This is a genomic window from Niastella koreensis GR20-10, from assembly GCF_000246855.1.
GTDB classification, from domain to species: domain Bacteria; phylum Bacteroidota; class Bacteroidia; order Chitinophagales; family Chitinophagaceae; genus Niastella; species Niastella koreensis.
Genome location: NC_016609.1, coordinates 2,085,089 through 2,099,694, shown reverse-complemented (window position 1 = coordinate 2,099,694; position 14,606 = coordinate 2,085,089). Strand labels below are relative to the sequence as shown.

Here is a 14,606-nt window from a genome sequence, read left to right as displayed (position 1 = left end):
TTGGATTTTTATTTGATTAGAACTTTTTATAGGATCACTACTTTAATGATGCGATATTCTTTGGCGGTTTCCAGGATCAGCGAATACACCCCGGTAGTAAGCCGGAGGTTATATGGTAACTGGTACTGTTTGCTGCCATTTTGCAGCTGCTGGTTCACCACCACGCCGGTATTCAGGTCAATCAACCGGAGTTTGATGGCGGCAGCTTCCTCGAGGGTGATTTTCACGGTGAATTGTCCGCTCGATGGATTAGGTCCTGCCGTAAACTCCTTAACGAATGGTGAATTGGCCGTTCCAGGCTCGTCAAATTCCTGCGCCTGCATAATGGTGATCGGATGGCTCACTGTATTTTCACAGGTGCCTACCATGGTCTTCATGCCAATAATGTAACGGCCGGTGTCACTGAATTTAACCTCGGCAAATTCATCACTGGTGCTTACGATGGAAACATTACCGGTGGGCAGTAACCATTGCACTTTTTCAGGCGCCGGGTTACTGATATTCACGATGGTCACCACATCGTTGGTGAATGCCTGCGTGCTCACCAGCATTTCTGCCGCCACCGTTGCATTGCTGCGGGTGATGGTAATGGTGTCTTTTCCAACACAGCCATCGGTATTGACAGCTGTTACATAATAAACGCCTTCGTTTGACAGACTTACTTTGGGATCAATGGCTGCATACCCATTGGGGCCCGTCCATTGGTAAGTCATGCCTTTTGGAATAGTGGCATCGGCTGCATAAGCCTGGCCTACGCATAAGGTAGCAGCGGGCGGCAGGGTAATTACAACCGGCGGTGTTTCTTTAACTGTAAATGCCTGCACCAGCGGACAATTTTTACTATCCAAAAGGGTCAGGGTATAATTTCCGGCAGGCAGGTTATTCTGCGTGGCGGCTGTTGCGCCATTACTCCAGTTGTAGGTATAAGGCAGCGTACCACCTGATACTGAATAGCTGATAACGCCATCGGTACCTTTATAACAGGTAGGGCTTTTCACGATCATATTGTTGATCTGAACAGGATTGGGCGAAGTAACCTTTATCTGCTCCTCTACCTGGCAGTTACGGATATCTGTTACAAATGCTTTATAGTTGCCCTGCGCCAGGTTGGTAATGGTGGCGGTGGTATCGCCTGTTGTCCATTCAAGGTGATACGGCAGGGTACCGCCATTGATCACGGCGCTGGCCGTGCCATTGTTGCTGCCATTACAATTCAGCGGGGTACTGCTTAACGACAATGTAAGCAGGGTTGGTTCAACCAGGGTAAATGGCAATGATTCTTTATCGATATTATTCTTATCGGTGATAATGATCTTATACTGACCTGCTTTGAGGTTTACCGCAATGCTGTCTGTTTGTTGAATATCGGCCCATACGCCATTGTCGTTCCGGTACCATTTGTATTTGTACCGGAAGATAGGGATCTCGATGCCCCCCTGCGCCTGGGCGTACAATTTTCCGTCGGCTGCATTTTTACAGGAAACAAAGTGATATTCCGATACGGTTACAACCAGTGGTGGTGGTTCCACCAGCGTGAACGTATCCCTGGTGATACAGCCGTTTGTATTGGCGCCCGAGGTGAGCGCATAGTTGGCGTCGGTAGCTACCAGGATGTATTTGCCATTGCCGATATTTTTCATTTGCGTGGTGAACGGATTGGTAGTGGCCGGATCCGGCGTAAGCACCGTACCATCTTCCCGCGTCCATTGCAGGTCATAGCTGTTGCCACCAACTGGGGTACCACCGGTAAGTATGGCCCTGATGCTGCCATCGGTATAACCGAATGCCAGCGGGTTAATGGTTTGGGCATTGTCTACATGTACCGAATCGGCAGGCTGGTTAATGAACACCGTACCGATCACTTCATTACCACTGGCATCATTCATCATACAATCAAACTTATCCCGTACCCGGATATTATAAGTACCGGTATCCAATCCTGAAAGGGTATGTGTTTTTGCAGCGGCAAAAGCCACCCAGTTATAGGTACTTTCCTGAGTCTTCTTATACCCTACCTGGAAATTACCATTACCACCGGATGCATTTACCGTTATGGTTGCATCGGAGCCGTTGTGGCAATATACGTCCCGTTTAGTAGTTGAGTAAGTTAAGGGATCAGGGCCTGCAAAGTTGAATTGGGCAAAATGAGCTGGCGCCTGCGTATACGTAGAAACACCGGGATCGGGATATTTACCCACCAAACTGATCTGGTAGCTGCCGGGTGAAATTTCCGTATTCCAGGTATAGGTGTTTCCGGCGCCGAGTTGCGTTAAATTGATCGCAGAGCCATGATAACCGATCGTAGCTCCCCTTACATCGTCTATAATGATGTTGAGCAATTCATCCTGGATCAATGCCCGATCGAAGGTGATCATTACAGTACCATTCGATTCACCATAACATTTATTGGGGGTAACAACAGGCTGCCCAACGATGTGGGGTGATGACAACCTGTTGTTAAGCGTAAGATAATTTGAATATAAACCGGAACAGGTCCTGTTCCTGATAAAGGTATTCTTTTTGATGACGGTTAATGGCGATCCACCTACCAGATCAGTAAGCGAAACATTCACCGTGCTGTTGCCTGCACTGTTTGCAGCTGCCGGGAATGGATTGAAATTAAACCCATCCAGCGAATACTCCCAGTTGTACACGCTGCCCGGAAAACCGGATGTAGCGGTGAGTGTGATCTTATCATTGTCTGGCAGCAGGTTGTCTGAAGCGCCTATCGACAGAAGCGGGGTAACCTTCACATCATACCAGATCCCATCCATGCGGGGTGAATGATCGTCCACATAGATGTTATTGACATCGCAGATATTTATATTGGTGTATTCATCGTAATCAGCGTCGGTTCCCGAACTGAAATTCACAAACCCTTCCGTACGCATTTGTACCGGCCTGCTGGTTACTGTGATGGGGGCGCCCATAGCCCAGTTGGTCTGAGACCGGTTATCATCATTGATATCATGGAAAAACAGGGTGTTTACAGTTCCATCCGCACAAATCAGGTCTATACGCAAATGGGAAGTAGTACTGTTCTTTATATTTTCATGCGCATTGTACGTAAGACCTGAAAGATAAACAGAATATCTCTCCTGCGCCTGTATTGAAAATACCGCTGCTAATAAAACCAATATGAATAAATACTTTCTCATGACATTGATCTTGATGAAAGAATAGCCCTAATATTTTGTTGTTACTGTTTTCATGCTGCTGAATGCCCCGGAACTGAATACAGCCATTACGCCATATTGATATTCCGTATTGGCCTGCACGTTGGTGTCGTAAATGCCTTTTTCCGCGGCCGGTAATACTTTCCACAACACCAGTTGTTTGCCGCCTTCTGCCTTGTATACCTGTAACTCAGCCACCTGCTGTAGGTTGTGGTCCCAGGTTATTTCAATCCGTCTTTTTTCCGGCTGCGTGTAGGCATACATCCGGGTGAACTGTGCATCTTCGGTGTTTGCCTGCTGTGCAGTAATAACCGTTAACTCCTCTGAAGGAGTTGTTAACCCGCCTTCGCTTTTAGCCACTATGTAATAGATGTATGATTTTCCTCCAGTGAGCCCTTTATCGGTGTAGCTGGTTGTATCCTTTCCCCGGAACGTTCTCACCACCACCGGTTTGCTGGTATCGCCGGGGATCTTTCTGTACACAGCATGCGATACTACATCCGAGTCTGAACTGGCAATCCAGTTAAGGGTCACGTTGGTTCCTTCCACTTTGAATTTCGAGATCACCGCCGGAGAAGGCGGGATCACTTCCGGCTTCTTTACTTCCACCAGGATTGATTTGGCAGATTGGTTGAAGCGGGTGTCCAGTGCTGTTACTGCGTAATAAGATCTTTTATTCAGCATTTTCAGGCTGAGCGTATCCCTGAATTTTGTTCCGTACCAGATGGAGTCTACCAATGGCACCAGTTCCTCGCCTTTTTTCTGCGCTCTGAATATTTTGTACCCCATCAGGTCTTTTTCGGTATTGCGGTCCCAGGTAATGGTTACTATGCCGTTAGTGTCTATCACGGCTTTCACATTTACCGGAACGGCCGGCGGCATGGAATCTTCGGGTTGTACCAGGTAAGGAAAGGAAGTACTGCCCTCGCCTTCCTTAGCCAGCGCCGTGATGGTAAAATAATTGGAAGCGCCCAGTTCTTTTTTGAGGGCGGTGGTTCTACTGGTTACAGCCAGCGTATCGCCAAATTTTTCATAGGGCCCCTTGATATTATCTGCCCGTTTCAGCAAAAAACCACGGATCGCATTGTTTCCTTTTTCATCAAAGATCCAGTTCACCTGTAACACCCCTTTTTTATCTACATAGGCATTGCGGATATTGGGTACAGCCGCAAGCATATCTCTTCCCATTCCTTTGATGATGGTGGATGGCGGGCCCGGCTGACCGAAGGGATTGACACCCACAACCCGGTACTGGTATTCTTTCCCGTTTTCTTTCAGGGAATCCATAAAGAACATACGGGTTTGTTTACCGTTACCATTATCAAAATTGCTTACAGGCAGGCCATTCACTTTTTTGAAATTGACGCCGCCATCGTCTGACTTTTCCACATAATAAGAAGCGAAGTATTGCGAAAGCATCTGGATGTCCCAATTCAGCATCACGCCCTTGTTGCCAAAGCGGGCAATCACTTCCTGCACGGCAGGCAATGGCTCATACTCTGCCGGACTGATAAACACGCTCACGGAATCTGCTGCTAACAATTTGGCCGGGGCGGCCGGTTTTAACCGGTACAGGTATTTCTCATCAGCCTTTACGTTTTTATCTACAAAGGCCCAGCCAGCCATCAGGGCACCTTCAAAAGAATTATCTGCCGCATACAAGGAAAAGGAAAAGCGCTGCTCCAGTTCCTGCGACTGCGCCAGGATCTTTGCGGCGCCTTTGTCGTTGATGCTTACATTAAAATCTTCTCCATACAGGGCCTGCGCTATCACCGCCGCATTGTTATCTTTTTTGGCCAGGTTCTCCCACTCTTCCAGCGCCCGTGGCTTCAGTGGCGTTGGGCTCAACACCAGCTTTTCAGGCACGGGTAACATTTGTTTATTGCGAATAACAGTGTAGCGTACCAGGATGAAACCATATTTATTATTAAGCTTCCAGCTATTGGGTGTAGCAGATGCCCATCTTAAATAGATCGCATTCCTGTTGCTGTCTGCCCGGCCGATCATACGCACCGAGGTCAACTTTTTTCCCGGGTTCTGCGCCAACAGCCACAAGGGCATCAGCAGCACGCCCAGGATTATAGATAACTGTTTCATTTTTCTCATTTCGTTTTTCATAGGTCTTGCATTACTTCATTTCATTATGGTAGCGGATCACTGTTGAACTTCCTTTTGTTCCGCCGGGCAATACATACTGGTAACTCACTTCGTAAAAGCCCTGCCTGATAAATGGATAATACCCGTTGATGATCTTTTCAAATTCCTTCTGACGGGGCGTACCCAGATACCTGTTCACCACCTGGTTTTGAATATCCAGGAAGTCGGCCTTGTAAATGGATGCGAGGTCATAGATGTATGGCAGCCATTGTGTAACCTGCTGATCGGTATAATTACCATTCTCTACCAGTGACTGGTAGCCCAGTGAAATGGGCAGGGCGCGCCGTGGCACAAATCCCAACACAGTTGTATCGCGTTCTGAAATATCAATGTCTTCATAAGGCAGGTCGGCATAGAATAACGGGTTGATGTCTCTTGTGAAATAATCATCCGTTACCATCGCAGCTGGTTGTACCAGGGGCACGCCACCGGTATAATCGGTACCCGCCAACTCGGGCAGATCGAATGCATCGGCATTGCTCACGCCCTGGGTGAAGTTGATCAGGTCTGAACTGAGCCTGCTGATTCTGGTACCGGTAATGCTAAAGCTGCTGATGCGGTCGGCAAATTTGGCAAACCGGCTGCTGTAGAATGAATAGTCAAGGATCGTTTTGGCCACATCGGTACGCGCTACCGTTTGTGCATTGTTGCTTGACGTGGTTAACCCATTGTCATCTGTGGTAGTTGTTTGAGCCGGTGTGCTGGTTGTAGAACCGGAGCCAACCGGACTGCTGCTCAACACCAGTTTATATTGTACATCACCCTTCAGTTTAAGTACGTTGAAGCTCAGTTTGCGATTGGCTGAATCGTACTGAAAAGGAACAGTAACTGTGGAGGCGCCATCGGCGGTAACAAACGACAGGTTCTGCCGGTAACCGGGCACCCTGAACAGATAGGTTTGGCCGCGTTTCAGCTGAATATAGCCAATGGCCGTTTCTTCGCGGTAAAAGTTCCGCTGGTCAACTACCGGCCATGCGTAATCAATATTATTTAATGGAATGGCTTCCGGCGCCGTTCCTGTAGTAAAGGAGAGCACCTTGCTTTCTTCCGATTTTACGCCATCTGTGTATACGGTTTGCCAGCTGCCGTTCTTCAGCTCTTTAAAGCTTACGCGAACGGTTGCTTTTACCGTACTGTTGGAAGGCAGGATCTCATTGGAATAGAAAGTAGCCACATCATTGCTGCTGTTCCATTTTATAGCCCCGGGAATGGTTTTTCCATTGCTCACCAGGTCAAACTGTTCCAGTTGTACACGGAAGGTTTTGTTTCCTTCATCATCCTGTAAAGGAATGTCTTTACCTATGGCGAAGTTGAAGGCCACCTGTGGCGCGGTAAACACATCGGCATTCACGGTATCCCTTGGCGTTACATCAGAAATCACCTGCATACCAACCACGGCTTCCTTACCATCGCCGCTTACAATTTTACAATCGTTACCTATCTGCAGCTTGAACCGCATATTGCCTTTTACCATTCCCCCAAGGATACTGAACTTCACGCCCAGGTAACCGGCAAACCAGGAAGGGTTTGGCAGTTTGGCCTGTAACAGCGCTGCTGCTGCACCCTGGATGATCGGGTAACGGAATTTCAGGAATTTGAGATTCACTTTTACGCCCAGTTCACCCTGCAGGTATACATACGCCTGGGCATTGCCATACCAGCCATTGATCCCGATGGGTTCATTGCTTCCTTCACAATGCGCATCTTTATATTGCTTCAGCATAAGATCGAAACCAAGCCCTGCTTTGAAGTTTGCATAGAGGATAAGGAAAGTAAGATCGCCTGTTTCTACTTTTAAGCGGGCGCCGGTAGCAAAGCCCCGTCCATCGCCCAGCGCATTCAGATCGCGCATGTAATCGAGCTGCTGCGCGTCCATGCCAAGAATGTCGGCCACTTCCTTCGGCGGTGGCGGCGACCCGGGAATTTTGGTTCCCATCATGAAATAGGAAGTCGTTTCCAGGTTGAAACCGCCCATTCCAAACCGGATGCCTACAGGATTGGAAGGCGTACCCATATACACGTGCCATTCATCGGGCGAGAAATACATTTCCGACCAGCCCGCACAATAGTTTTGTCCTACCCCGGTAAGCACATTGGCGAGGTTCAGGTATAATTGAAAATTCGATTGGAAGATCTTGTTCTGGAAATCGTAGGACATGCCCACGAATGCGGAGAGCCCTTTAAAATTAGGTCCGCCAATGGAACAGGGTATTTCGGCTGCTGCTGTTTGCGGGTCATTGGCCCGTTTATCCTGCTCCTCTTCAATAGCGGCTTTTTTCTGCTCGTCTGTTTTGCCATCCATTTCTTTTGCTTCCTTGGCGCTGCCATTGGCAAAAACCTGCTTTGCCTGTTCCAGCTCATCACCTACAGCATCTGTTACGCCCTTCATGATATCGGCATTACCGAAGAAACCTACATAGCGGATCCCACCGCCGTTATTGAAGGCCACTTCAAATTCAGCTCGTCCATTCACCACTTCAGGACTGGTAACGCAGAACAATACCCCGGCTTTAATGCCCAACCCTAATGAGTTATCGGGTTTATATTCCGGCATCAGGCTTTTACTGATCCCGGCAAAGGGATTCATTTTACTCATGTGATAGTAAGCGCCGCCGGCAAAACCACTTAACATCACCGGTCCTACAATGGGCGTACCGGGCGACCAGCGCACCATTCCATCTACAAACCAGTAGCGGAAAGTAGTATTACCAAAGATGGCCCGCACCTGTACTTCAACACCCAGTGATGTAAACTGGGCATTGATGCCACCGGCAAAGCCATCGCCATAAATCGGATCATCCTGCATGAAATGCGCTTCCCCGTTCAGCACCAGCCCACCCAATTTTGCATTGTCTATCTTGATGCTTTCCAGTCGTACCTTGCCTATTGACCACTTATGTGAACCATCGTTGTTTTGAAAATCACAACCAATGGTGAGCCCGGTGGTGGCTTTAAACGCGCCATCCTGCAAAGTCAGCTTCAGGCCAAATGACAGGTCGGCATGGGTATTGTTCGCAGTCAGCGCTATCTTATCTATCGACACCGGGAAATTGCCCACTTTCACTTCGCCTTCATACCCGAAATAATCAACCGAAAAATACGGGCTGCGGGTGCGAAGCCTCAACCCCCTGAATGTAATACCATCGAATTTGGCCATGCTCTTGCCACCATCGGGATTGGAAGAGGCATTGATACTAACCCGGCCATACAAATTAGCTTCCGGCATAAATTCGCCGTCTTCCACCAGTAATTTTATATAGGAGTTGGAATCGAGCGTACACTTGGCCTGCCAGAGTTGAAAATCCATCTGGCCTTTCGGGCTCACGGTTAACCAGTATTTATTATCCTGGGTAATTACCGCTTCGTATTTCAGCGAGTCCTTATCAGCAACCGGCAGCCCGATATTGCCTTTAAAGCCAGCAGCCACCAGGTGGTTGGCTTCAATCCCAATATTGAATTCATCAACCGAGAATTTCCACCCCGAGGCGGAACCACTGTTGAAGGGTAAAATGTTCTTTCCATAAAAAAGTCCGCTCACGCCATTGTTATCAATGATCAGGTCATGCGCCCCAAAGGAGATCCTGTCGCTGGCGCCCTTTCGCTTGAACGCTTTTGGCAGCATTACATCTATCATTTGCACATAAACGCCGCGCCACATGGAGGGGTTCGGATAACTCATATGCCTGAGCTCATACCCCCGGGGAAAAACTATGCCGGAGCTATTGCGCGTATCACTGAAATCGAACACGGCATTGGTGACCGTGAATACAAACCCATCGAGCCCGCTTACCTGGAAGCGGGGTAAACTGATGTTTACCAGCATATCGTTCCAGTCGCTCACAATGGTTTTAAAACTTCCCTGTACTTTTTTATTGGCATCGGCAAGCTGATCGCCATTGGCATCACAGGGTATCAACAGCGAGCGGGGAAACACCACATCTGCCGCCAGCCCCAATTCCTTAAACCCGTTACAATCCATGCTCAGGTAGGTTTTACCATCTACAGCCTGGCCATTGTCGATATTAAAACCGCCCTTTAAAACTACCTGGCTATTGCCACCATTGATATTGATAGGTACATCACCCAACAACACCAATTTTGCATCGCCTACAATGCCGCCTTTATAGGAAAGCTTCAACCCGCTGATGCCAAAGAACAATTGACCGGGATTTTGCGGGATCTCCACCTTGGCATAAATGGTCAGCTCGGCATAGGTTTCATGAAACACCGCGCTGCTGATGGCCAGTTTATAGGTAACATTGCTCAGGGTCTTTTTTAAACCAATAGGCAATTCATTCAGGTCATTTGGTTGTATAGATTCCAGCCAGCGGCCCAGGTCATCCACTTTTTGCACGGCGCCATTGGCAACTTCCTTTACTTTGGCTGAATCGGCAACGGTGTACTGATAGTAAACCGTTTTTACACTATCTGGCAAAATTGCACCGGTCACCCGCAGGCTGTCGTTCGCCAGCAGTGATGAACCGGTGAGCAGGAAGAGCATAAGATATAGGATCCTGTGATTCATGTGCGCTTGTTGAATATTTTAAAAGGCAAAGCTGTAGCCCAGCGTGCCGGTAAAATCTTTTGTATTGTCCTTGTTTATAACAGTGCGATACTGATTTATAAGGCTGCAATTGATATTATGTTTCTTCAGTAACGTATAGGCTGCATTGAAACGAATGCTGAGCACACTGCTTTGTTTGGCACCCTGTGTAGCACTGGTATTGTAAGAAGAAGAAAACCCGGTGGTGAGTTTTTTCTGAAACAATTTCGTATTGGCTGAAACGGTTGGTCCCTGGGTAATAAAATCATTGCGGGCAATGGTGTTATAGCTTACATTGTAAGCCAGCATTACATTCAGTCCTTTCTGCAAAAACAGGAAACCGTAGGCGGTAGCCAGGTTATAAAACTGCGAACTGTTGCCCTTGCTCACTACCCCGCCCTGCTCGTCAGATGCATCCTGGAAAGTGGCCGTTACATTGAGGTATTGATTCGTTACTTCATTTTTGCGGGTAATGTAGTTCACATTTAGGGTCGCATTTTGCGACAATTGCGTAAAGTTGAGGGTATCGAAGTTCTGAATGGGATTTACGTTATTGATATAATCAAACTGCGGCCTTACGTTCATGTAGGTGGAGAAACTGGAATAACTGGCGCTGGTTTGCATCCGTTGCGTAGGCGCATAGTTTACATTCACAGAACCTACCAGTCTCTTGGTAGTGCTTTCTTTCTGGTTGCTAAGATTGTCGTGTTGTGAACCGATATTAACGGCAATATTCGCTTTATCTTTCAGCAGGCTTTGCGCCAGGTTAACGGTGATGTTCTCCAGGTCGCTGTTGAAATAATAAGCGCCCAGGGTAGTGTAACCGGGGTTTACGCGTTCATAACCTACACCAATGGTGCTTTTGTGAAAGGTATAATTCAATTGGGATTTGAAAGCCTGGTACACGGTGGTGGATGCATTTCCCTTAATGAGCTTTTGCATTATACCGGTGTTGGCTGCAGGCTCTTTTCCCTCAATGGTCCTGATATCCCTTGTTATGGCCGAGTTCGCCAGTTCAGCACTGAGCTCCATGCCTTTTACCGGCTTCAACGCCAGTTCATAATCAATGGCCAGGTTTTCCTGGGGATAGATCAGTAAACTATCGGGTGCAATGGCTAAACTGTGTATATCATCCTTTGCATAAAACGCATTGATGCCTGCTTTGAACCATCTTTTTTCATAAACGGTTTTAACCCCGTACCCCATTCGCTGGTACGCGGGCAATGCATTTTTATTGGTGCTGTCATATGGTACGGCCTTTTGTAATCTGCCCGCCATAGCGCTTACTTTCCATGGTCCGTTGAAAGTGAGGTCAACGCCTGCACCCCTGAACTGATGACCATTCAGTGTATAGGGAGAAAAGCTCATGCTTACATCGCCAATATGCGCGCTGATCCATTTATAGGTAGGGTGCAAACTAAGCCGGTTGGGCATTACGGGATAATTAAATCCCTGCCCGGCATTGGTGAAGTTGAAACTGAAAGGTAAATTTATTTTACCCAGGATGTTTGCATTCGCATTGCCCTGTAAATACCAGGTAAATGGCTGACGGCCGGTATTGCCACTGCCATTGTAAAACATGGAGCCGGCCGAAATGCCGCCATTGAACTTTACAGGCTTTGCTTTAAATACATCTTTCAGGCTTTCTATATCCACTTGTTGCGCATGTACCCATACGCATGCAAACAAACACAGGGTTCCCAGTAAAAATGTTTTCATAAGAATAGGGTTTCAATAAATGGGTCTGATTCATTTATTGCGGTTCTTTCTGAACTTTTATATCTACGATTATATAAGACTGCCGCTCATTCTGCATAAACTGCCTGATCTTAATGGCGCCTTTTATTCCGTTGCTTTTTTTGAAAAGCACGATCCTGGGCACCGTGGCATCGTTAAACTGTTGCCACGATGCATCATTGTAAACAACAGGAATGTTTTTTAACGGAACATCGTTTGTCATGGCATCAAAAATGGCAGGCGTCATCTGGGAAGCATAGGGCGAGTTCTCGATAGAATTGATGATGGTTTCATTCGTGGCCCCGGGAATAGGGTCGAATGTATACAGGCTGGCAGAATCGGGGCTTGTAAACCGGTTATAAATAAAATTCTTGTTCAGTCCATAATACACGATGTCGATCTCTTTTCCAACCACCGACAGGTTGTCCCCCGCATAGAATTTCCTTCTGAGACTGGTAGAGAAAAAACTTCCGATATCGCTGTGAGCGGTATTGATACCCAGTTGCACATTAACAAAAGTGCGCAGGTTGGTATTGGGCAACACCGTAATAGTATTGGAAACAGCTTTTGTTTCCTTTTTATTATCGGCAGTAAGCGTTATGGTATATGTTCCGGGGTTATCAAAATGAATTTGCGGCGACCGGGCCGTATCGTCACTGATGGTACCGCCCGTTGTGGTCCATTTCCAGGTTATACCGGCAATTGAAGTATTATTGAGCGTCGCATTTAATGGCGCCTGGTAATCCTCATCGTCAAAGGAAGGATCAATTGTAAAAGCCGGGGCCAGCGATTGTTTAATGGTGATGGTTTTTGAAAGTGTAAATTCTTTTCTTCCATTGCTTACCGTGAGGGTGATCGCATGATCGCCCGGAGCTGCAAATGCAATGGTACCGGGGTCCTGGGTGGAAGCCGTGGCGGGCACACCGCCGGCGAACGTCCAGCTAAAGCTGGATGCCCCTACGGTTTTATTGGTGATTGTCACCTGCGCGGGAGCATATTCGTTAACAAGGATCACCGGGATAAAATCGATGGCTACCGAACTATCCATGGTTACCGTAACCGATTTTTCATCGTGACTGTCGGCATTCCATGTTTCGAGTTTTATATTGAAGGAACCGGCGTTATTGAATACAATTTCACCCGGGTCACGCTTTTCAGAGGTGGCCGGGGTGCCGTTTTCAAATGTCCATTTGTATTGGTTTCCGCCCGAGGAGTTATTGGTAACTCTGATCTTTACCGGGACGGTAAAATTATTGTTTACAATTTCATAACTGAAATCGGCATGTGCGGGAATCACCTTTTCCTGTTTGCAGGAGAACAGGGCTACGCTTATGCATATATGCAGAAATATAAACAGCCGTGGCAGTTTATGCAACATCTTCGACAAGGTTAAGGTACTTTGATTGGTTAGTTAGGGTTGTAAAAGATTGACCGGATGGTGATTGTAAATTACACTAACGTGTATTTTCCTGCAAGTGAGTGAGGCGGTTGGAAATTACGGGCAGTTTGGGTAAACAGTTTCATAGGGAATAAAATTTAAGGTTAAATGCTAAGGCAAAGGAACAATAAATTTCTGGTACTGTCAATACCCGTGACAAAATGCCCAAACACCTTAATGTTTGGGACAAACGAAACGTTACGTTAGTAAATTAACGATCCCTAACGGAAGCGTTAAATCGAAGGTGAGCTATTGAAAACTACCGTTATTGCTAAACTGCAGAACGATCAATGAATCGGTGGTCTCACGCAGAATTATTTGCCGGCCCTGGTATAATGTTTTTACCGTGTCGCCACAAAGTCTTTGTACCCGAACAGGCGAATAGGTAACTGTATTGGCGGGTTTATAAGTATTCTTTTGCCGGGTGTACCAGCTTTGACAATAGCCACAATCTACTTTTTTGTAAGAGGTCTTGTTATAGCATGTCAAAAACTGCTTTATATAATTTTCCGGTACGTTTTCAATATAGGTGCTGCCATCTACCAACCAGCAATATTGCGGGTCGCCTAATTTATAATAATAACATGCATTGGGAAGCGAATCCTTCATTTCCGTCTCCGATCTGTTGCAGATCTGACCCATAGGCACTCCTGACACATCCAGTACCATCCAGCAATATTTGGGATCTTCTGTTTTGTGGTCCTTTTTCCCGCAGCTAATACTGGTTAAAAATGCAACTAATACTACCAGGAATGTCAATTTAATTTTCATAGTCAGTTTTAAAGGGGATTATCCTGAAAAAGAAGGCTACATAAAGGCTAAAGATAATATCGAAATTGTTATGACAAAAGCTGAATACTGTTAATTTTGATCTTATAACTGTGATATATGACGCTTTTTGAACCGCAATTACAAAGGATTAAAGATAAGTTGACGAAAGCCAACAGCGCTGATGCAGACCGCAAAGTCTTCGACGCCGGAACCCATCAATACCGGTTGAACGCACCGGCTACAGAAGAACAGGTATTGGCATTTGAGCAAAAGCATTCCATTCAATTGCCGGAATGCTTCCGATCTTTTTTACTGGCGATCGGGAATGGAGGAACTGGTTACCAAGGCTCGGGTGCAGGGCCTGGCTATGGAATTTTCACATTGGGATATAATGTAGCTGAAGATAACTTCCTTCGGTATGATTGCATCCTCGATCCTGCAATGCCCGAAGATGAGTGGCAGTCGTTAACGGAGTTTGAGCATGGAGAGACCAATCTTTCAAAGGAAGAATACCGGTTGGCAGCCGGTAAATTATTCGGTGGCACTTTACGGCTGGGCACGCAGGGCTGTACATATTATCATGCACTTGTTCTTAACGGACCGCATAAAGGACGCGTAGTGAACCTGGATTATAATTATATGGTACCCCCCATTTTCACCCCAAACACCAGCAATTTCCTGGATTATTATGAAGGATGGCTCGATGCGGTTATTGATAGAACACTCAAAGCCCCCCAGGCGCCTGAATATGGATATTAAAAATGTATATTAGCAAAAAATAATA

The 14,606-nt window shown here is 46.8% G+C and carries 7 protein-coding genes; 1 reads left to right on the top strand and 6 read right to left on the bottom strand.

Annotated elements, in window-relative coordinates; genetic code table 11:
• Positions 1-26 precede the first annotated feature (26 nt).
• From NIAKO_RS08390 to NIAKO_RS08365, 6 genes are all read right to left on the bottom strand, one after another.
• Complete coding sequence (locus NIAKO_RS08390; protein WP_014217981.1) at positions 27-3,158, bottom strand: hypothetical protein; 3,132 nt, start codon at positions 3,156-3,158, stop codon at positions 27-29.
• 27 nt (positions 3,159-3,185) lie between these two features.
• Positions 3,186-5,273 (bottom strand): fibronectin type III domain-containing protein, encoded by a 2,088-nt coding sequence (locus NIAKO_RS08385; RefSeq protein WP_155966904.1) that lies wholly within the window; start codon positions 5,271-5,273, stop codon positions 3,186-3,188.
• Between the two features lie 31 nt (positions 5,274-5,304).
• Positions 5,305-9,858, bottom strand: coding sequence for a hypothetical protein (locus NIAKO_RS08380; RefSeq protein WP_014217979.1), 4,554 nt, complete (start codon positions 9,856-9,858; stop codon positions 5,305-5,307).
• A gap of 18 nt (positions 9,859-9,876) precedes the next feature.
• The gene (locus NIAKO_RS08375; protein ID WP_014217978.1) at positions 9,877-11,595 is read right to left on the bottom strand and encodes a TonB-dependent receptor; all 1,719 of its coding nucleotides are present in this window, start codon (positions 11,593-11,595) and stop codon (positions 9,877-9,879) included.
• A gap of 34 nt (positions 11,596-11,629) precedes the next feature.
• Positions 11,630-12,991 carry a PKD domain-containing protein gene (locus NIAKO_RS08370; protein ID WP_014217977.1) on the bottom strand — a complete coding sequence of 454 codons (1,362 nt, stop codon included), beginning with the start codon at positions 12,989-12,991 and terminating at the stop codon, positions 11,630-11,632.
• Between the two features lie 309 nt (positions 12,992-13,300).
• Entirely contained in the window at positions 13,301-13,822 is a 522-nt protein-coding gene (locus NIAKO_RS08365; protein WP_014217976.1) for a hypothetical protein, read from the bottom strand.
• Between the two features lie 117 nt (positions 13,823-13,939).
• On the opposite strand from NIAKO_RS08365, the gene NIAKO_RS08360 reads away from it, so the two are divergent.
• Complete coding sequence (locus NIAKO_RS08360; RefSeq protein ID WP_014217975.1) at positions 13,940-14,581, top strand: SMI1/KNR4 family protein; 642 nt, start codon at positions 13,940-13,942, stop codon at positions 14,579-14,581.
• Positions 14,582-14,606 lie beyond the last annotated feature (25 nt).